The organism is Candidatus Hydrogenedentota bacterium, assembly GCA_035416745.1.
Taxonomy (GTDB): Bacteria; Hydrogenedentota; Hydrogenedentia; order Hydrogenedentales; family SLHB01; genus UBA2224.
This window is the reverse complement of the sequence record DAOLNV010000089.1, coordinates 6,000-21,589: the sequence shown is the minus strand read 5'-3', so window position 1 is coordinate 21,589 and position 15,590 is coordinate 6,000. Positions and strand designations below refer to the sequence as shown.

Annotated in this window: 13 protein-coding genes; 10 read left to right on the top strand and 3 right to left on the bottom strand. The window is 58.7% G+C overall.

Going from position 1 to position 15,590, the window contains the following annotated elements:
* The 4 genes from PLJ71_19325 to PLJ71_19310 form a co-directional block, all read left to right on the top strand.
* The coding region (locus PLJ71_19325) for a hypothetical protein (GenBank protein ID HQM50844.1) at positions 1-406 on the top strand (406 nt) is incomplete at its 5' end.
* Between the two features lie 232 nt (positions 407-638).
* Positions 639-1,385, top strand: coding sequence for a TetR/AcrR family transcriptional regulator (locus PLJ71_19320; GenBank protein HQM50843.1), 747 nt, complete (start codon positions 639-641; stop codon positions 1,383-1,385).
* A 100-nt stretch (positions 1,386-1,485) separates the two neighbouring features.
* The gene (locus PLJ71_19315) at positions 1,486-1,884 is read left to right on the top strand and encodes a VOC family protein (protein HQM50842.1); all 399 of its coding nucleotides are present in this window, start codon (positions 1,486-1,488) and stop codon (positions 1,882-1,884) included.
* A gap of 175 nt (positions 1,885-2,059) precedes the next feature.
* Positions 2,060-3,805 (top strand): proline--tRNA ligase, encoded by a 1,746-nt coding sequence (locus PLJ71_19310; protein ID HQM50841.1) that lies wholly within the window; start codon positions 2,060-2,062, stop codon positions 3,803-3,805.
* Between the two features lie 11 nt (positions 3,806-3,816).
* Here PLJ71_19310 and PLJ71_19305 read toward each other — a convergent pair whose 3' ends face one another.
* On the bottom strand, positions 3,817-4,233 hold the full coding sequence (locus tag PLJ71_19305; protein HQM50840.1) for a secondary thiamine-phosphate synthase enzyme YjbQ: 417 nt from the start codon (positions 4,231-4,233) through the stop codon (positions 3,817-3,819).
* A 184-nt stretch (positions 4,234-4,417) separates the two neighbouring features.
* Here PLJ71_19305 and PLJ71_19300 point away from each other — a divergent pair, with 184 nt between their 5' ends.
* From PLJ71_19300 to araD, 6 genes are all read left to right on the top strand, one after another.
* Positions 4,418-6,985: a DUF4838 domain-containing protein gene (locus tag PLJ71_19300; GenBank protein HQM50839.1), complete on the top strand. Its 2,568-nt coding sequence runs from the start codon at positions 4,418-4,420 to the stop codon at positions 6,983-6,985.
* Between the two features lie 565 nt (positions 6,986-7,550).
* A complete protein-coding gene (gene hemN, locus PLJ71_19295) occupies positions 7,551-8,951 on the top strand; it encodes an oxygen-independent coproporphyrinogen III oxidase (GenBank protein ID HQM50838.1) in 1,401 nt (466 codons plus the stop codon).
* The gene (gene hemG, locus PLJ71_19290; protein HQM50837.1) at positions 8,948-10,330 is read left to right on the top strand and encodes a protoporphyrinogen oxidase; all 1,383 of its coding nucleotides are present in this window, start codon (positions 8,948-8,950) and stop codon (positions 10,328-10,330) included. The genes hemN and hemG overlap by 4 nt, the downstream gene beginning before the upstream one ends.
* A 228-nt stretch (positions 10,331-10,558) precedes the next feature.
* On the top strand, positions 10,559-12,340 hold the full coding sequence (gene thiC, locus PLJ71_19285) for a phosphomethylpyrimidine synthase ThiC (protein ID HQM50836.1): 1,782 nt from the start codon (positions 10,559-10,561) through the stop codon (positions 12,338-12,340).
* A gap of 42 nt (positions 12,341-12,382) precedes the next feature.
* Positions 12,383-13,375, top strand: coding sequence for a tRNA dihydrouridine synthase DusB (dusB, locus tag PLJ71_19280; protein ID HQM50835.1), 993 nt, complete (start codon positions 12,383-12,385; stop codon positions 13,373-13,375).
* 53 nt (positions 13,376-13,428) lie between these two features.
* Entirely contained in the window at positions 13,429-14,118 is a 690-nt protein-coding gene (gene araD / locus PLJ71_19275; protein HQM50834.1) for an L-ribulose-5-phosphate 4-epimerase AraD, read from the top strand.
* A gap of 15 nt (positions 14,119-14,133) precedes the next feature.
* On the opposite strand, the gene PLJ71_19270 is transcribed toward araD, so the two are convergent.
* Positions 14,134-15,057: an alpha/beta hydrolase gene (locus tag PLJ71_19270; protein ID HQM50833.1), complete on the bottom strand. Its 924-nt coding sequence runs from the start codon at positions 15,055-15,057 to the stop codon at positions 14,134-14,136.
* A 173-nt stretch (positions 15,058-15,230) separates the two neighbouring features.
* Positions 15,231-15,590: TrpB-like pyridoxal-phosphate dependent enzyme (locus tag PLJ71_19265; protein ID HQM50832.1), on the bottom strand; the 360-nt coding region annotated here is incomplete at its 5' end.

Below are 15,590 nucleotides of genomic sequence, written 5' to 3'. Positions count from 1 at the left end.
CATGTGGGAAAAATCCGCGCCGACAATATTGCCCAATCTCACAAACCTAACCCAGTGGATGGCGGTGTGCGACGCGGACGTCCCGAGTGGGCAGACTCTTTCGTACTCCGGGCTCAGTGCGACAACTATTTACACGACATACCGTCTTCGTGAAGGGATCGAGCGCTTTTTCATTACCGACATTAACAATCCTGCCGGCAGCGCCATGGCCCAGAGCGAACTTCCGGTCATGTGGGACATAATTTCCTCGCGGACATATGACTTCAATCATATTCCCGGCGGCTCCAATGTGCTCTTCATGGACGGCCATGTCGAGTTCATCAGGTACCCGGACAACCGCGCTCCCGTCAATCAGGCTTTCGCCATCGTCGGCTATGTAAATGAAATTGGATCGGATGATATCTGATATCGGCTGATATCGGCGACTGAACCGTGTCATAGCGCGTAAGCGTTTTCTTGGGAATCCGAAAATCGGGCCGGACGTCTCGTCAAGAGTCGGTCGGCCCTTTTTGTTTGGTTGCCGACTTTCCTTAGCCACCTCTCACGCATGATCGACATAAACCCGAGGCTCTTGGACCTTTGCGGGGCGGGTTTGGGTCGCGTTGACACGTTCTGCGCGTCGGTCGTACACTCTCACCATGTCCACACTGACACCAAAACAACGTGAGATCCGGGAACGGGAAGGGCATCTGCTCGAGATTGCCCGGGCTCTGGTCTTGGAAAAGGGTTACCACGGCTTGACCATGGCCCGTGTCGCCGCCCGTCTCGATGTCGCAAAGGCAACTGTATACCAGCATTTCAGCTGCAAAGAAGAGATTATCATCGCTTTGGCGGGGCGTAGCGTGGACCTGCAACGCGGCCTGGTCGATCGCGCTGCGATGTTCAAAGGAACGCCGCGCGAACGAATGTATGCGATAGGAGAAGCCACCGAACTCTTTGCCCTCCTGTATCCAGGGGATGCCCGGATCTTTCAGCTGATAAGCGCGGAAGCGATTACCCAGAAAGCTTCGCAGGCGTCCCTCTGGCGTTTGCGCCTTTCCGCCCGGCAGACTGCCAATGTCATGAGCGGCATTGTGCGCGATGCCATTGCGCGAGGCGACCTGCACTTGAAACCCGGAGACACTGTCGAAGACCTTACGTACCAGTTCTGGCTGATGGGAGAAAGCACCAAAGCGGCGGTGTGGAGTTGGATGCCTCCCCAGGAATTGGGGGTAAGGGACCCCTTCGAGGCGATGTTCCATAATGGACAGGTCATCGGCGACGCGTATGGATGGCGGCCGCTGTCTCAAGACTGGGACTACCGGGGGACCCGGCGGCGCGTGCGGCAAGAAATCTTTCCCAACGAGTGCTATAAGGCTTATGGTGACAATTACTTGGAAATATAGGTCCGTGGCGTTAATGTCTTTCTTCTGCGGAGGACCTATCCTTCTAGCTTGCCAAGAATGAGGCAGCGCGTGAGAGGTCAGGCGCAAGGGAGCAGTTCTTATGATCACTGGGATGGCGCACGTTTGCTTTGTCGTCCGGGACTTGGAGACGGCGATCGCGTTCTACGTCGAGAAGCTAGGGCTGGCACACGCCTTTGATTTCCGGAACGAGCAGGGCGAACGTACCGGCGTTTACCTCCATGTGGGATATCGTCAGTTCATCGAACTCTTCCAGGGAAATCGAGGAGAACGGGACGATACACAGTCCTACAGGCATCTCTGCCTGGAGGTGGACGATCTTCGGACCACTTTGGCCATATTGCGCGAAAGAGGAGTGGAGACGACGGAAATGCTGTTCGGGGGCGACAACAGTTGGCAGTCATGGCTCACGGACCCCGACGGCAACCGCATCGAGCTCCACCAATACACCAACACCAGCCTCCAGAACGTCAGCCTTTGACTCGCACCTGCGGTCTTTTCGCTCTCTTCGGCGGTCCCGGGCAACCCGTCTCATTCGAGGCGCCTTGCATGAAGGCCTATGTGACAGGTAGGATCCCGTCTTCAGGCAAGGGGGAAATGCGCGAGGATGCATCATCCCCGCGGTTGTGTCCACAAGAAAAGGAGAGCATTGGATTATGCGAATGAGTCACATGGTCGGTGCGCGGTACAAGGAGCGGCCCGCGGAGGCTACCCTTGAGAGTCACGCATTCCTACTGCGCGGCGGCTATGCAAGACAAGTGGCTAACGGCATCTATTCGCTATTGCCTCCGGGGTTCCGGGTCTGCCACAAGATCGAGGCCATTATCCGCGAAGAAATGGACCGGATAGGCGGACAAGAAGTCTTGATGCCTGTCGTGCTCCCGCGGGAATTGTGGGACGAATCCGGAAGATACGAGGGGGTCGGGCCCGAATTGCTGCGCATCAAGGACCGAACCGGCCACGACATGCTCCTGGGGATGACCCACGAGGAGGCCGTGGTCCATCTCTGCCGCAACGAAGTGCACAGCCATACGCAGTTTCCCTTCATGCTGTATCAGATCCAGACCAAGTTCCGCGACGAACCTCGGTCAAGAGGCGGGCTCATCCGGGTGCGCGAGTTCACGATGAAAGACGCCTACTCCTTCCATACGTCTCAGGAAGACCTCGAGCGCTACTACACAAAGTGTTACCGGGCGTACGAGCGCATTTTTGCGCGTGCCGGAATACCCGAAGTGACTGTTGTTCAATCGGATACGGGGATGATGGGGGGCTCGGTAGCTCACGAATTCATGTTATTGACCGCCGTCGGGGAAGATACCATCGTCACTAGCGAGGACGGCTCGTATATCGCCAACCAAGAGGTTGCCACGGGAGTCATCGAAGGGTATCCCGAAGACTCCCTTCCTCTCGAAAAGGTTCACACTCCCAATTGCCGCACCATTGACGAGGTAGCCGGCTTTCTTGGCGTAAAAGCGCGGCAAACGGCCAAGGCGGTCTTCTACGACCACGACTCCGATGGCAAACTGGTCTTTGTGGTAGTGCGCGGAGACCGGGAGGTCAATGAAAGTAAACTGGCCAAGATCATCCAGGCGGCGCCTGTGCCTGCCGATGAAACCCGCATCCGAAGCGTGGGCGCGGAGCCCGGGTTTGGTTCGCCCATGGGAGTCGACCGTCAAAAGATACGCCTTGTCATCGACCACACGCTGAGGTCTTCAAACAACCTTGTTACCGGCGCTAACGAAACGGATTACCATTACAAGAACTTCAATCTCGACCGAGATCTCCCCGGCGTCGAGACCGTGGATGTGGTCGACATCGAGGAAAACGACCTGGCGCCCGACGGAAAGCACAAGATCGTGCTTCAGCGTGGTATCGAGGTGGGGAACATCTTCCAGCTCGGCCGAAAATACACCCAGTCCATGGGCATGACCTATGACGATGAGCAAGGCAAGGCACAAACACCCATCATGGGATGTTACGGCATCGGCGTGGGGCGCCTCATGAGTTCCGTAATGGAGGTCAGGCGGGATGACTACGGCCCCAAATGGCCCATCACCATCGCGCCGTGGCAGGTCCATCTGAATGCCCTCAAGCTTGACCAGGCAGTGGTCAAGGAAACGGCCGAAAAACTGTACGGCGAGCTGTGTGCGGCGGGCATCGAAGTGCTGTACGACGACCGCAACGCCCGCCCAGGTGTTCAGTTTGCCGATGCTGATTTGCTGGGAATCCCCATTCGACTCATTGTCAGCGAACGCAATCTCAAGGATGGCAACCTCGAGTGGAAACGCCGCGATACAGGGGATTCGGGCACGATATCCGTTGAAGATGCAGTCAGCTCGATCGCGGATTGGATTCGCCAGGCCGTCGAGCTTATCGAGAGTAAAGCGCCCGAGTCTGTTTAACAGCCGCTCCCTCACTCGCCCGAGACCGTGACAACGATCCGGCGTGTGCGGGGCTTGATGTCGCACTCGAGATGAAAAATCTGCTGCCAGGTTCCAAGAACTGGCGCGCCGCCCGAGACGGGCACGGTCAACTCCGGCCCCATCAAAGTGGCCTGCAAATGCGAATGACCGTTGCCGTCATGCCACGCCTTCTCGTGGCCATAGTCCCGGCTGGGAGGGATAAGGCGTTCCAGCACCGCGCCGATGTCCTCTTGGAGTCCGGACTCGTACTCGATAGTCCCGATAGCTGCCGTGCTGCCCACGTTGAAAATGTGGCACGTTCCCGTACGAATCCGCGATGCTACGACGATTTTGCGCACTTCCGGCGTAAGGTCGTGCGTTTCACCGTGCCGGCTGGTGGTGATTTCCATGATCGCCTGATGAACCATAGGAGTAGGCCCCTTTCCGCAGTGAAAAACTCCGAGCTAAAGACCAGATGCCCGTCTTGGGGGTAGAATAAGCTGGCTACGGGCAGAGAACAACCTCATCTGCTTGAAAGATCATTCCCTACAGGGTACATTTCTAAAGATTCAAGGTTGCTGTGAAATATCAGCGGATGGGTGAGACGTTCCAGTGAGAAGCCGCCTTTGTCATGTCGCGTTTCTGCTATACGTGGGCGTGGCCATACCCGCTTGGCCACAGTCGATATGGGTCTCCTCCGACCTTTATGACCAGGTCAGCGTGGTCCTTGCGGCAAATGCCCCGGCCGAACAGAAACACGCCGCGGAAGTTTTCTTGAAATACTGGAAAATCACCACTGGCCACGACGCAACCATCTCCCCAAAACCCGAAAAGCGCGTGAATGTCTGGATAGGGCGAAATGTGATTCCGGAAGAGCTTCTGATCGACCTGAAGACCGAGGGATTGGGACCGGATGGGTTCATCCTGGATACACTCCGGGAACCGGCTGGGGAAAAGGGTTCCGCAGCATTACTGAGCGATCGTCACTTGCTGGTCCTTGGCGGCAAGAGGGGGAGCATCTACGCCATTTACCACTTTTTTGAAGAGTACATGGGGGTTCGATGGTTGGCCCCAGGCGTGCTGCACGTTCCCGAACATGCCCCGCCAGCGTTGCCCGAGGTCCGGGCCCGGATTGTTCCGTGCTTCGAGTACCGTTACACGGACTACGCGGAAAACGCTGACGATCCGGATTTCCGCGAGGCGCATAAGTTGTTACAGAAAAATGAGTTCGGCGCATTTGCTCACACGGCATATGACCTTGTGCCGCCAGAGAAGTTCTACGCGGAGCATCCCGAATACTACTCGCTTGTGGATGCTCAACGGCGTGCGCCGGCAAGCATAGACTGGCGTGACCCGCGCGAGATCCGGCAGCATCCGGAACTTCAGGGCCAACTCTGCTTCTCGAATCCGCAAGTGGCCGCGGCGATAGCCGCGGAGCTGCGCGCACGCATCAAGGAGAATCCTGAACCTAAGATCTGGAGCGTATCCCAGATGGATTGGGGGAACTATTGCGAATGCGACGGGTGCCAAGCCATAGATCAACGTGAGGGAACTCATGCCGGGGCCCTGCTAACGTGCGTGAACCGCGTAGCACGGGCACTGAAGAGCGAGTTCCCGGAACACCGCATCGAAACCCTCGCATATCAATGGTCGCGAAGACCGCCACGGCAGCTCGCCCCCGAGCCCAACGTCATCGTCCGCCTGTGCACTGCCGAATGCGATTTTGCCCGCCCGCTCACATACCCGAAATTCCAGGAGAATGTTGCGTTTCAAAGCGATATCGCGAAATGGGCAGAACTCACCAACAACCTTTACATTTGGGATTACGCAGCGAACTTGTGGAATTTCCAGCTGCCTCATCCGAACGTTCAGGTCATCCAGCCTAACATGCAGTTCTTCAAAGAACGCGGCGCCATCGGAGTATTTGAACAAGGTTGTCCTGCACCGGGAGGCGAGTTTGCCGAGCTGCGCCAGTATCTGGTGGCGAAATGCCTATGGCAACCCGACGCGGACGGCCGCGCGCTGGCTTCCGAATTCATAGACCTCTTTTACGGTCCGGCGGCGCCAGGGATCAAGGAATACCTCGCGTTGATGTCGCAAGCGGTGCTGGACTCCGAGGTCCCCATGACCTGTTTCGATACGGGAGCGTGGATGGATTTCGAAGTGCTCACGAAGGCACAAGACATATTCAAGAAGGCATCCGAAGCGGTTGGAGACCAGGAACCCTACAAGCAGCGCCTCGGCCTCGCTTATGTGCCGGTGCAGTACGCGTCCCTCATCTGCCCGCCGGAACTGAAATACTCACGCTACGAGGTTACCGTACGGCGGCCGCCCAGTCCCACCCTCGAGGAGTACCTCGAAACCCTGAAGGGCCACGGCGTGACCCAGACCGTTTGTGGACAGCCTTTCGAGGCCGTTGTCGACCAGGCTGGAGGCACAACGCCCTCGCGCCGGGTCGACTCGGAATTGCGCGTCCTCGAAAACGAATACTTCCTCATATGGGTTGCGCCTTCCCTCCAGGGTTCGGTCATCCGCTGGCATGATAAAAAGAACTCACTCGAACTGCTTCGCGGTTTTCAATCGTACGGGAGAGGACCCGGCACGCTGCAAGATTGGACCCACAAGCTCGGAGAAGGAGGCCGTCCCCTCGCGTCTCCCTACAAGCTTATCAGTCAGACCCTCTATGCCTTGACTCTTGAAACAACCATGGAGAATGGGTTGAACGTAAAGCGCGTGATGGAATTGCGGCCCGCGACGCCCGAATTTACCGTGACTCTGATCCTGACCAACGGAAGCGGCCAACCCCTGGCGCCCAATGTCAAGGTCCATCCGGAATTCACCATCCCAGGAGAATCCCTTCCGGAAATCTGGCTTGAACGCTCCGGACGCTGGGAAAAGATCACCTCCAGTGCCTTGACACCCGAGCCGGTCCTTAGCGAGTATCTAGCCCCCTTCGATGGCTACCGCTGGGCCTTCCGGCTGCCAGACGTGAGCGTCACGCTCATTAACCAATTCGTTTCCTACCAGATAGACGGCCTCTATTACTACTGTAATGCGCAAGAAAGCGCCCGCCACATAAACCTGGAACTGTTTCCCAAACAGGAGCCCTTGGCGCCCGGCAAGAGCCGCCAGCTCAAGTCCACATACATCACAACCAGCAAGCGCCCGGAACAGTTCTGATTGCCGCAACCCACGGGAAATGCGCGACCGCCGGCTTGGAGTATGGCGATTACGGTGCGAGCGGCGCCGCCCCGACGTGGTTGCGTCGTGGCGGCATGCGCCTTAGACTCTGCAGGAGGAGCCTGAGATTTTCACTAGGAGGACCGGAATGTCTGGATGGATTCGAGTCTGCTCTCTCGCGGAGTTGCCTCCAGGCGCACAGAAGTCCTTTGACTGCGGGGTAGGCGAACCGGTTGCTCTGTTTCATATTGAGGGCAGAGTTTATGCCCTCAGCGATGTATGTCCTCATCAAGGAGGCCGCCTTTCACAGGGGTATGTTCAGGAAGGCGCGGTATACTGTCCCTGGCATGAATGGCGGTTCGCGTTGGAGCCCAGCGATGCGCCGCCAAACGATCTGATTAATCATTATCCTGTGAAGATCAAGCACGATGCGGTTTACATCGCCGCGCCCCTTTCCCGGTGAGGCATCGCGTCCGGGCACTTGCAGCCAATCGATTCCACAAATCGCCGTGATTCTCTATATAATCTCGACGAAAGGCGCTTGAGAGCAGGCATGGACAGGAAAATGGAAAACAAAGGCCGGCAGGAAGCTTTCGATGTTACCCGGGACCTGTTGGTGCGGTATGACCGCCCCGGACCGCGGTACACGAGTTACCCGACCGTCCCTGCCTGGTCAGAAAGCTTCAGCGAGGCCGATTATCGCGCGTGTCTCGGCCGGGCGGCCTCGAAATCGGGAGAACCTCTATCGCTCTATGTGCACATCCCCTTCTGTGAAAAGAGGTGTGCCTTCTGCGGGTGCAATTCTATCGCCACCGAAAAGAGAGAGGTGGCGGACAAGTATCTTGACCACGTCGACATCGAGCTGCGGATGCTCTCCGGGGCCCTCGCGGCCACCCGGCCCCTCAAACAACTCCACTGGGGCGGCGGGACCCCTACATACCTGAGTACCGGCCAGCTTTCACGCTTGTTCACAGCGGTTTCTGAACGCTTCGAGATATCGGCGGACGCCGAGCTGGCGCTCGAGGTCGATCCGCGCGTCACCACCCCTGGCCAGATCGCCCTTCTCCGGCAATTGGGTTTCAACAGGATCAGCATGGGTGTACAGGACCTCGATGAGCAGGTCCAGTGCGCAATCGGCCGTAATCAGACGGAGGAGCAGACCCGCGCCCTCATGCGCGTATGCCGCGAGGCCGGTTTCGAAGGGCTCAATATGGATTTGGTTTACGGATTGCCCGGGCAGACCCTTTCCTCGTGGTCCGTAACCATCCCGAAGATCATCGAGATGCAGCCCGATCGCCTTGCCGTCTACAGTTGCGCCTATCTGCCGGACAAGATGCACAACCAGCGGAAGCTCGATGCGTCGAAAATGCCCGCTGGTCCGGAGAAGTATGCCTTGTTCGCTGCGGCCCGCCAAATGTTCACCGGAGCCGGATACAGAGCCATCGGCATGGACCATTTCGCATTGCCTCATGATGAACTGACCCATGCCATGGACGAACGCCGCCTCCACCGCAATTTCATGGGCTACACAATCGTCCCATCGTCGGACATGGTTGCCTGCGGAATCTCCGCCATCGGAGAGGTGGGCGGCGGCTACGCTCAGAACGAAAAGAAGCTTTCTCGATATTACAACGCGCTCAAGGAGGGACGATTCGCCACCGCGCTGGGTTGCCGGCTTTCTCGGGATGATGAAATCCGAAGATGGACTATTCGCGAGCTAATGTGCAATTTCTACCTTGATTTCAGTGAGTTGAAGCGGCGCTACGGGATCGTGTTCGACGAATACTTTTCTGGGGAGCGCGAAGCACTCGAGGAGTTTCGAAGCGAGGGCTTCGTGGAGTGGACCGACGTTTGCTTGACGGTGCTGCCGATGGGTCAGGTGTTCGTTCGCAACATCGCCATGGTCTTTGACGCATACCTGAAGGGCAAGGAAGCGCAATCCGCGCGCTTCTCGCGCACCGTATGATGAGTAGCCTCAAGCAAGCCATTATCGTTGGGGGAGGGGTAACGGGTTTATGCGCCGCGTACTACCTCGCCCGTGACCTGGGCCGCGAAAACGTGGTCCTCCTCGAGGCGGACAACGTGGTGGGGGGGACCACGCGGAGCGAAGTCTCGGAGGGCTATGCGTGCGACCGGGGGCCCAACGGTTTCCTTGACCGCGAACCCGCAACCCTCGACTGGATAGCCGCCCTCGGACTGTCCGATGCGTTGGTCCGCGCAAACCAATCCGCCAAGCGCCGGTTTATCTTCACCAAGGGACGGCTCAACGAGGTTGTTGGACCGCCCCGTTTCTTCTTCAGCCCCATGCTTTCCGTTAAAGGCCGCCTTCGCCTGGCGGGTGAACCCTTTGTTGCCGGGAAACGCGACCATACGGGCGAGACAATTTGGGAATTCGCGGCCCGGCGCATTGGAACAGAAGCAGCCGACACCCTGGTCGGACCCATGGTGAGCGGGGTTTTCGGAGGCGATGCGCGGCTCTTGTCTCTCGAACACTGTTTTCCACGCATGGCGGCCATGGAACGCGAGTACGGCGGCCTCACACGCGCGCTCATAGCCAAGCGATGGCGGAAGAAGGCCGTCAGCCCCCTGGGACCCTCCGGAACGCTGACCAGCTTCAAAGAAGGCATCGGCAGGCTCCCTTGCGAGGCCGCAAAGGCATTGGGGGATATCGTTTGCACGGGAGAGCGGGTGCTGCGCATCTTTCGAACGCCGGAAGGGGACTTCGCGGCAGAAACAAGCCGGGGACGCGTGCACCATGCCCGCGCCCTGGTGGTCGCCGCGCCAGCCTACGCGGCCGCCGAGTTCTGCCGAGAACTCGACGAAGCCGCAAGCAAAGCCCTTGCGTCTATCCGGTACGCCGATATCGCCGTGGTCTGTACCGGGTACGACGATGCTGCTGCGCATGGAAGTACCAACGGCTTCGGTTTTCTGGCGCCGCGCCAAGAGGGTTTGCGTATCCTCGGATGCCTTTGGACTTCAAGCATGTTCCCCCAGCAGGCTCCCCCGGGACGTATCCTTCTGCGGACTATGTTCGGGGGCTACACGGACCCCGACGCGGTCCAGCTGGGCGATGACGAACTATTGGCCCTCATCCGCCGCGAGTTGCACCCTATCATGGGGATTGATTCCGAGCCCGAATACGTGCGCATCTTCCGTTGGCAGCGGGGAATCCCCCAATACCTGCTGGGCCACGGCGACATACTCCGCGAGATCGAAGCGGCTCAAGAGCGCCATCCCGGATTGGCTTTTGCGGGCAATGCCTATCGGGGAGTCGGACTTAATGACTGTGTCCTCTCAGCATTGCGAGCCCGCGAGCGGGTGCTTGGTTATCTCCGGGACGGATAACGGACCAGCCCATTTCCAGCGGCAAGAAGTTGGCACAATACCCTGAAGAGAGACTTCATTTGGCCCCCAACGGGTGGTACTATATCTCTTTGTGCTTGATATGGACTTCTTGCTCGCGGCAAAGGTGAGACCAAGAGCGAAAGCCTGCGGGGCCGCTACAAGTTAAGGCGGCGGAGGATGGAAATGCTTTCTAAACCGGATAATGAAAACCGGTTGAATCCTACTGCGATGGATCCGCTTTGTCGAACACCATTTCCGAACTCGCGTAAGGTTTACGTCGAGGGATTGGTTCCGGCTATTCGCGTGGCCATGCGCGAGATAGCCCAGACGACCACGTTCGACGCCGAAGGCCGGCCGTACGAGAACCCGCCCATCACCGTATACGACACGTCGGGACCCTACACCGACCCGGAATCCGCCATCGACCTGTCTGTGGGGCTTTCTCGCATCCGTGAACCCTGGGTGCGGTCACGACTCAACGTCGAAACAGTTGATCGTGAGAAGCTGGGAAAGGCCTCGGGCACCAGCCAGTTCCCGCGGCACCTTCTCTACCGCGCTAAGCCGGGGACTCGCGTTACGCAGATGCATTATGCCAGGCGGGGCGAGGTCACCCCTGAGATGGAGTACGTTGCCATTCGGGAGAACGCCCGGTGGCAAGAGGCTTCCGAAGAATTGAAGCGGCGTCACGGCGGAAATGCGTGGGGAGCGATGATGCCTGAGGTGATCACGCCCGAATTCGTCCGAGACGAGGTTGCGCGGGGCCGGGCCATCATCCCCGCCAACATAAATCACCTCGAGTTGGAGCCTATGCTTATCGGCCGCAATTTCAAGGTGAAGATAAACGCCAACCTGGGCAATTCCGCGCTTTCCTCCTCCGTTCGGGAAGAAGTCGAGAAAATGCTCTGGGCGATTCGGTGGGGCGCCGACACGGTGATGGACCTGTCCACGGCCGAACCGATCCACGAGACCCGCGAATGGATTATCCGAAACTGTCCCGTGCCCGTGGGCACCGTGCCCATTTACCAGGCGCTCGAAAAGGTGGGGGGGGCGCCCCAAGATCTTACCTGGGACGTGTTTCGGGATACGGTCATCGAACAGGCGCAGCAGGGCGTCGACTACATGACCATCCACGCTGGAGTGCTTTTGCCGTTCATTCACTTGACGGCCGGGCGAGCCACGGGTATTGTCAGCCGGGGCGGTTCAATCATGGCCAAGTGGTGCCTGGCGCACCATAAGGAGAACTTCCTCTATACCCACTGGGACGAGCTCTGCGAAATCATGTCCACCTACGACGTGGCCTTCTCGATTGGCGATGGGCTGCGCCCGGGCAGCCAGGCCGATGCCAACGACGAAGCCCAGTTCGCCGAACTCAAGGCGCAAGGCGAGCTGACGCGGCGCGCCTGGGAATTCGACGTCCAGGTAATGAATGAGGGCCCCGGCCATGTGCCTATGCATCTGATCAAAGAGAACGTGGACAAACAGCTCGCGTGGTGCGGCGAAGCGCCTTTTTACACCCTGGGCCCCGTCATTACCGATATTTCCCCCGGGTATGATCATATGGCTTCCGCCATTGGCGCAGCCATGATCGGATGGTACGGGGCCGCCATGTTGTGCTATGTGACCCCTAAAGAACACCTCGGGCTGCCCGGCCGCGACGATGTGCGGGAAGGCGTCGTGGCTTACCGGATTGCGGCGCACGCGGCCGACCTGGCGAAGGGTCACCCGGCTGCGCAGATTCGCGACAACGCGTTGAGTAAGGCACGGTTCGAGTTTCGATGGGAAGACCAGTTCAACTTGTCGCTCGACCCGGAGAAGGCCCGCGAACTGCACGACGAAACACTGCCTCAACGGGGTGAGAAGCTTGCGCATTTCTGCTCGATGTGCGGGCCGAAATTCTGCGCGATGGAACTCTCTCACCAGGTCCGGGACGAGGCCGCCCGCCAAAAAGGGATGCAAGACAAATCAGCCGCCTTCCGTGAAGGCGGCGCAGCGATCTACCGGAAAGTCTAGACCAATAGCAGCGGGAGCCGCCTCGGCCCCAAAACAGCCACCATGCGCATCGGCTCAATAGAACTGGAAAAACCTCTCGCATTGGCCCCAATGGAGGATGTAACGGACTATTCCTTCCGGACCCTCTGCAAGGAACTGGGGGCGGACCTGCTCTATACCGAGTTCGCGAGTTCGGAAGCCTTGATTCGCGACGTTAATAAGACTCTCAGCAAGATACGCGTCCACGACGAAGAGCGCCCCATCGCGGTCCAGATCTTTGGCAGCGCCGAATCCTCGATGGAGGCGGCCGCGACCGTGGCCGAACAGGCCCGGCCCGATTTCATCGATATCAACTGTGGGTGCTGGGTGAAAAAGGTCGCTTTGCGCGGGGCCGGCGCCGGCTTGCTGCAAGATATCAAGAAGTTCGAGAATGTCGTGCGCGGCGTTCTCGCGGGTACGACCCTGCCCGTGACGGTGAAGACCCGTTTGGGCTGGGACGCCGAGAATATCATCATCCTGGATGTCGCCCGCATGCTCGAGGGTTTGGGCGTACAGGCGTTGACTGTGCATTGCCGCACCCGCAAACAGGGACACAGCGGAGAGGCCGACTGGGCTTGGCTCGAGAAGTTGAAGAATACCGTGGCCATGCCCATCATCGGCAATGGGGATGTCACCGAACCGGAGGACGTCAAACGCATGTTCGCAACCGGTTGTGACGGCGTCATGATCGGCAGGGGAGCCATCCAGAATCCCTGGCTTTTCGCTCAGGCCAAGCATTACATGGCCACCGGAGAAGTGCCCGACCCGCCTTCTGTGCCCGAGCGTATCGCATTGTGCATCAAACATTTACGGCGCGCGGTTGATGTCAAGGGCGAGAAGAGAGGCAGCATCGAGTTTCGAAAACATTACAGCGGCTACCTTCGAAATCTGCCGCATGTAGCCAAACTGCGCGCTGAGCTGATGCAACTCAACGAGGTGGAACTCATAGTCGCTCGCTTGAATCAGTTCTGTGATAATTGGCCGTCAACGGCTGAGACACTTGACCCTCGCGGCTGATGGCTATACCTTGGTGGCGGCGCGAATCGCACTCGCTTATATGGGGGTACGCGATGCTTGAAGACTTTAAGGAACGTGTCTGGCAGGCCAACCGCAACCTGGTTTCTCGCGGACTGGTGTTTTCTACCTGGGGAAACGCGAGCGGAATTGACCGGGGCGCGTCATTGATCGTCATCAAGCCTAGCGGAATCGACTACGCCCTCATGCGGCCGGATGACATGGTGGTCGTAGACTTGAACGGTGACGTCGTCGAGGGGACCCTGCGGCCTTCTTCCGACACGCCGGCCCACCTGGAACTGTACCGCGCGTTCCCAGGTGTAGGCGGAATCGTTCATACCCACTCGCACTATGCCACCGTCTGGGCGCAGGCCTGCCGCCCAATACCCTGCCTCGGCACGACGCATGCCGATTATTGCTGCGGCGATGTACCGGTCGCGGGCCCTCTCAGCGAGGGCGAGGTTGCGGACGATTACGAAGCCAACACCGGCAAGGTCATCGTACGGCGGTTTGAGGCCTTGGACCCGCGTGCCTTTCCTGGAGTCCTCGTGGCGCAACATGGACCTTTTGCCTGGGGCGAGACGGTCGAAGATGCCGTGGAAAGCGCCGCTGTACTGGAAGAAATCGCCCGTTTGGCATTCCATACATTCATTCTGGCCCCCGGCCAGCCCGTCATTCCCGATTTCCTCTTGGCCAAGCACTACCTGCGCAAACACGGCCCGGATGCCTACTACGGCCAAGAGTAGCTGCTTTCCAAGGCGTTACGGCATGAACTCGGCCAGAAAGTCCAGCGTGAGGGTGGTGAGGTCCTTGTCCTCGTATTCCTCTTCCCAACACCCATGTCCTGCGCCTGGAATGAGGTAGGAGCGGTAGGGAATCCCGAAGGAGTCACAGCGGTCCTTGATTCTCAGTGCATCGAAGACAGGCACCGTGGTGTCATACGTTCCATGGAATATCATGATGGGCGGGTCGCTGGAATCAAATGCATCTGAGGTGAACGCGGCGCTTCCCCAACAGTCGATGATGACGGCAGGTTTGGGATCCACCCCGGGGTTGTTTTCCGCGGGAACCGGGAAATCCTGTCCGTCATCCGAGAATTCATCCGGGTTGGTGAGGCCCGTGGCCAAGGCTGCAAACGCGCCCGCGGACTCGCCCCAGACGGCGATCCGGTCCGGGTCGATTCCGTAGATCTCGCTGTTGGCCCTGATATGGCGCATGGCCGTCTTGGCATCGACAAAGGCTGCTCGCACCGCGCCCAGGGAGGGAATCTCGATATCTTTCGTCTCCTCGGCGTCGAGGTTCCAGGAGCTGACCGGCGGGGGCTCGTCGGGATCAACCCGGTAATCAATCAGGAAACAGACGTAGCCCTTTGTGGCCAGACCGTCGGCGACAGTGACCAGGTCTTCATCCGTTCGTGTGCCTTTGACGAAGCTGCCTCCGTGAATCATCAACACCGCCGGACGGCCGGACGCCGGGCCATCGGTCGGTTGCAGCAGATCGAACGGCAGTTCTCGCAGGCTGTAACCGGAATCGGTGGCTTCGTCTTTGACGTATCCCAGCCCATATACAAGCCCGCTCGTGAGGCTCACATTGGGCGAAAGGGAGGAAGGACATCCCGCCGCCAGAAAGAACAAAAGCGCCAGGCAGATTCCTGTGCCAAAGCGTTTCGCGTAGAGAGAGTTCATGATGCTGCTCCTGCTTGCTGTGACACCGGGCTTACGAACCGTACGTACTGCTCTCCAGTCTCGGACTAGCGCCTTCTCACCCGCTCATTTGTGAAGGCGGCCGGCTCCGGGAAATGAGAGGAGGAGTTCCCCCTCCAGGAAGAACTCCTCCCACGTTCCAATTCAAACCGGGGTCAGACTTTCGGAATCACGGCTTCCGCGGCGTCAATAACGCTCTGGTCGAGCTCGTAGTCTTCGAGCTTTTTGCTGAGATATGCGTCGTAGGCACTCATGTCAAAGTGACCGTGCCCGCTCAAGTTGAAGAGGATGGTCTTCGGTGTGCCGGATTCTTTGCACTTAAGTGCCTCGTCGATGGCGACGCGTATCGCGTGGCCAGACTCAGGCGCCGCCAGGATGCCCTCGGCTGTGGCGAACATCTGCAGGGCTTCGAATACGGGGTTCTGGTGGCATGCAACCGCGCGCATGAAACCTTCTTTGACCATGAGCGCCACCTGCTGCGCCACCCCGTGGTACCGGAGGCCGCCCGCATGGAT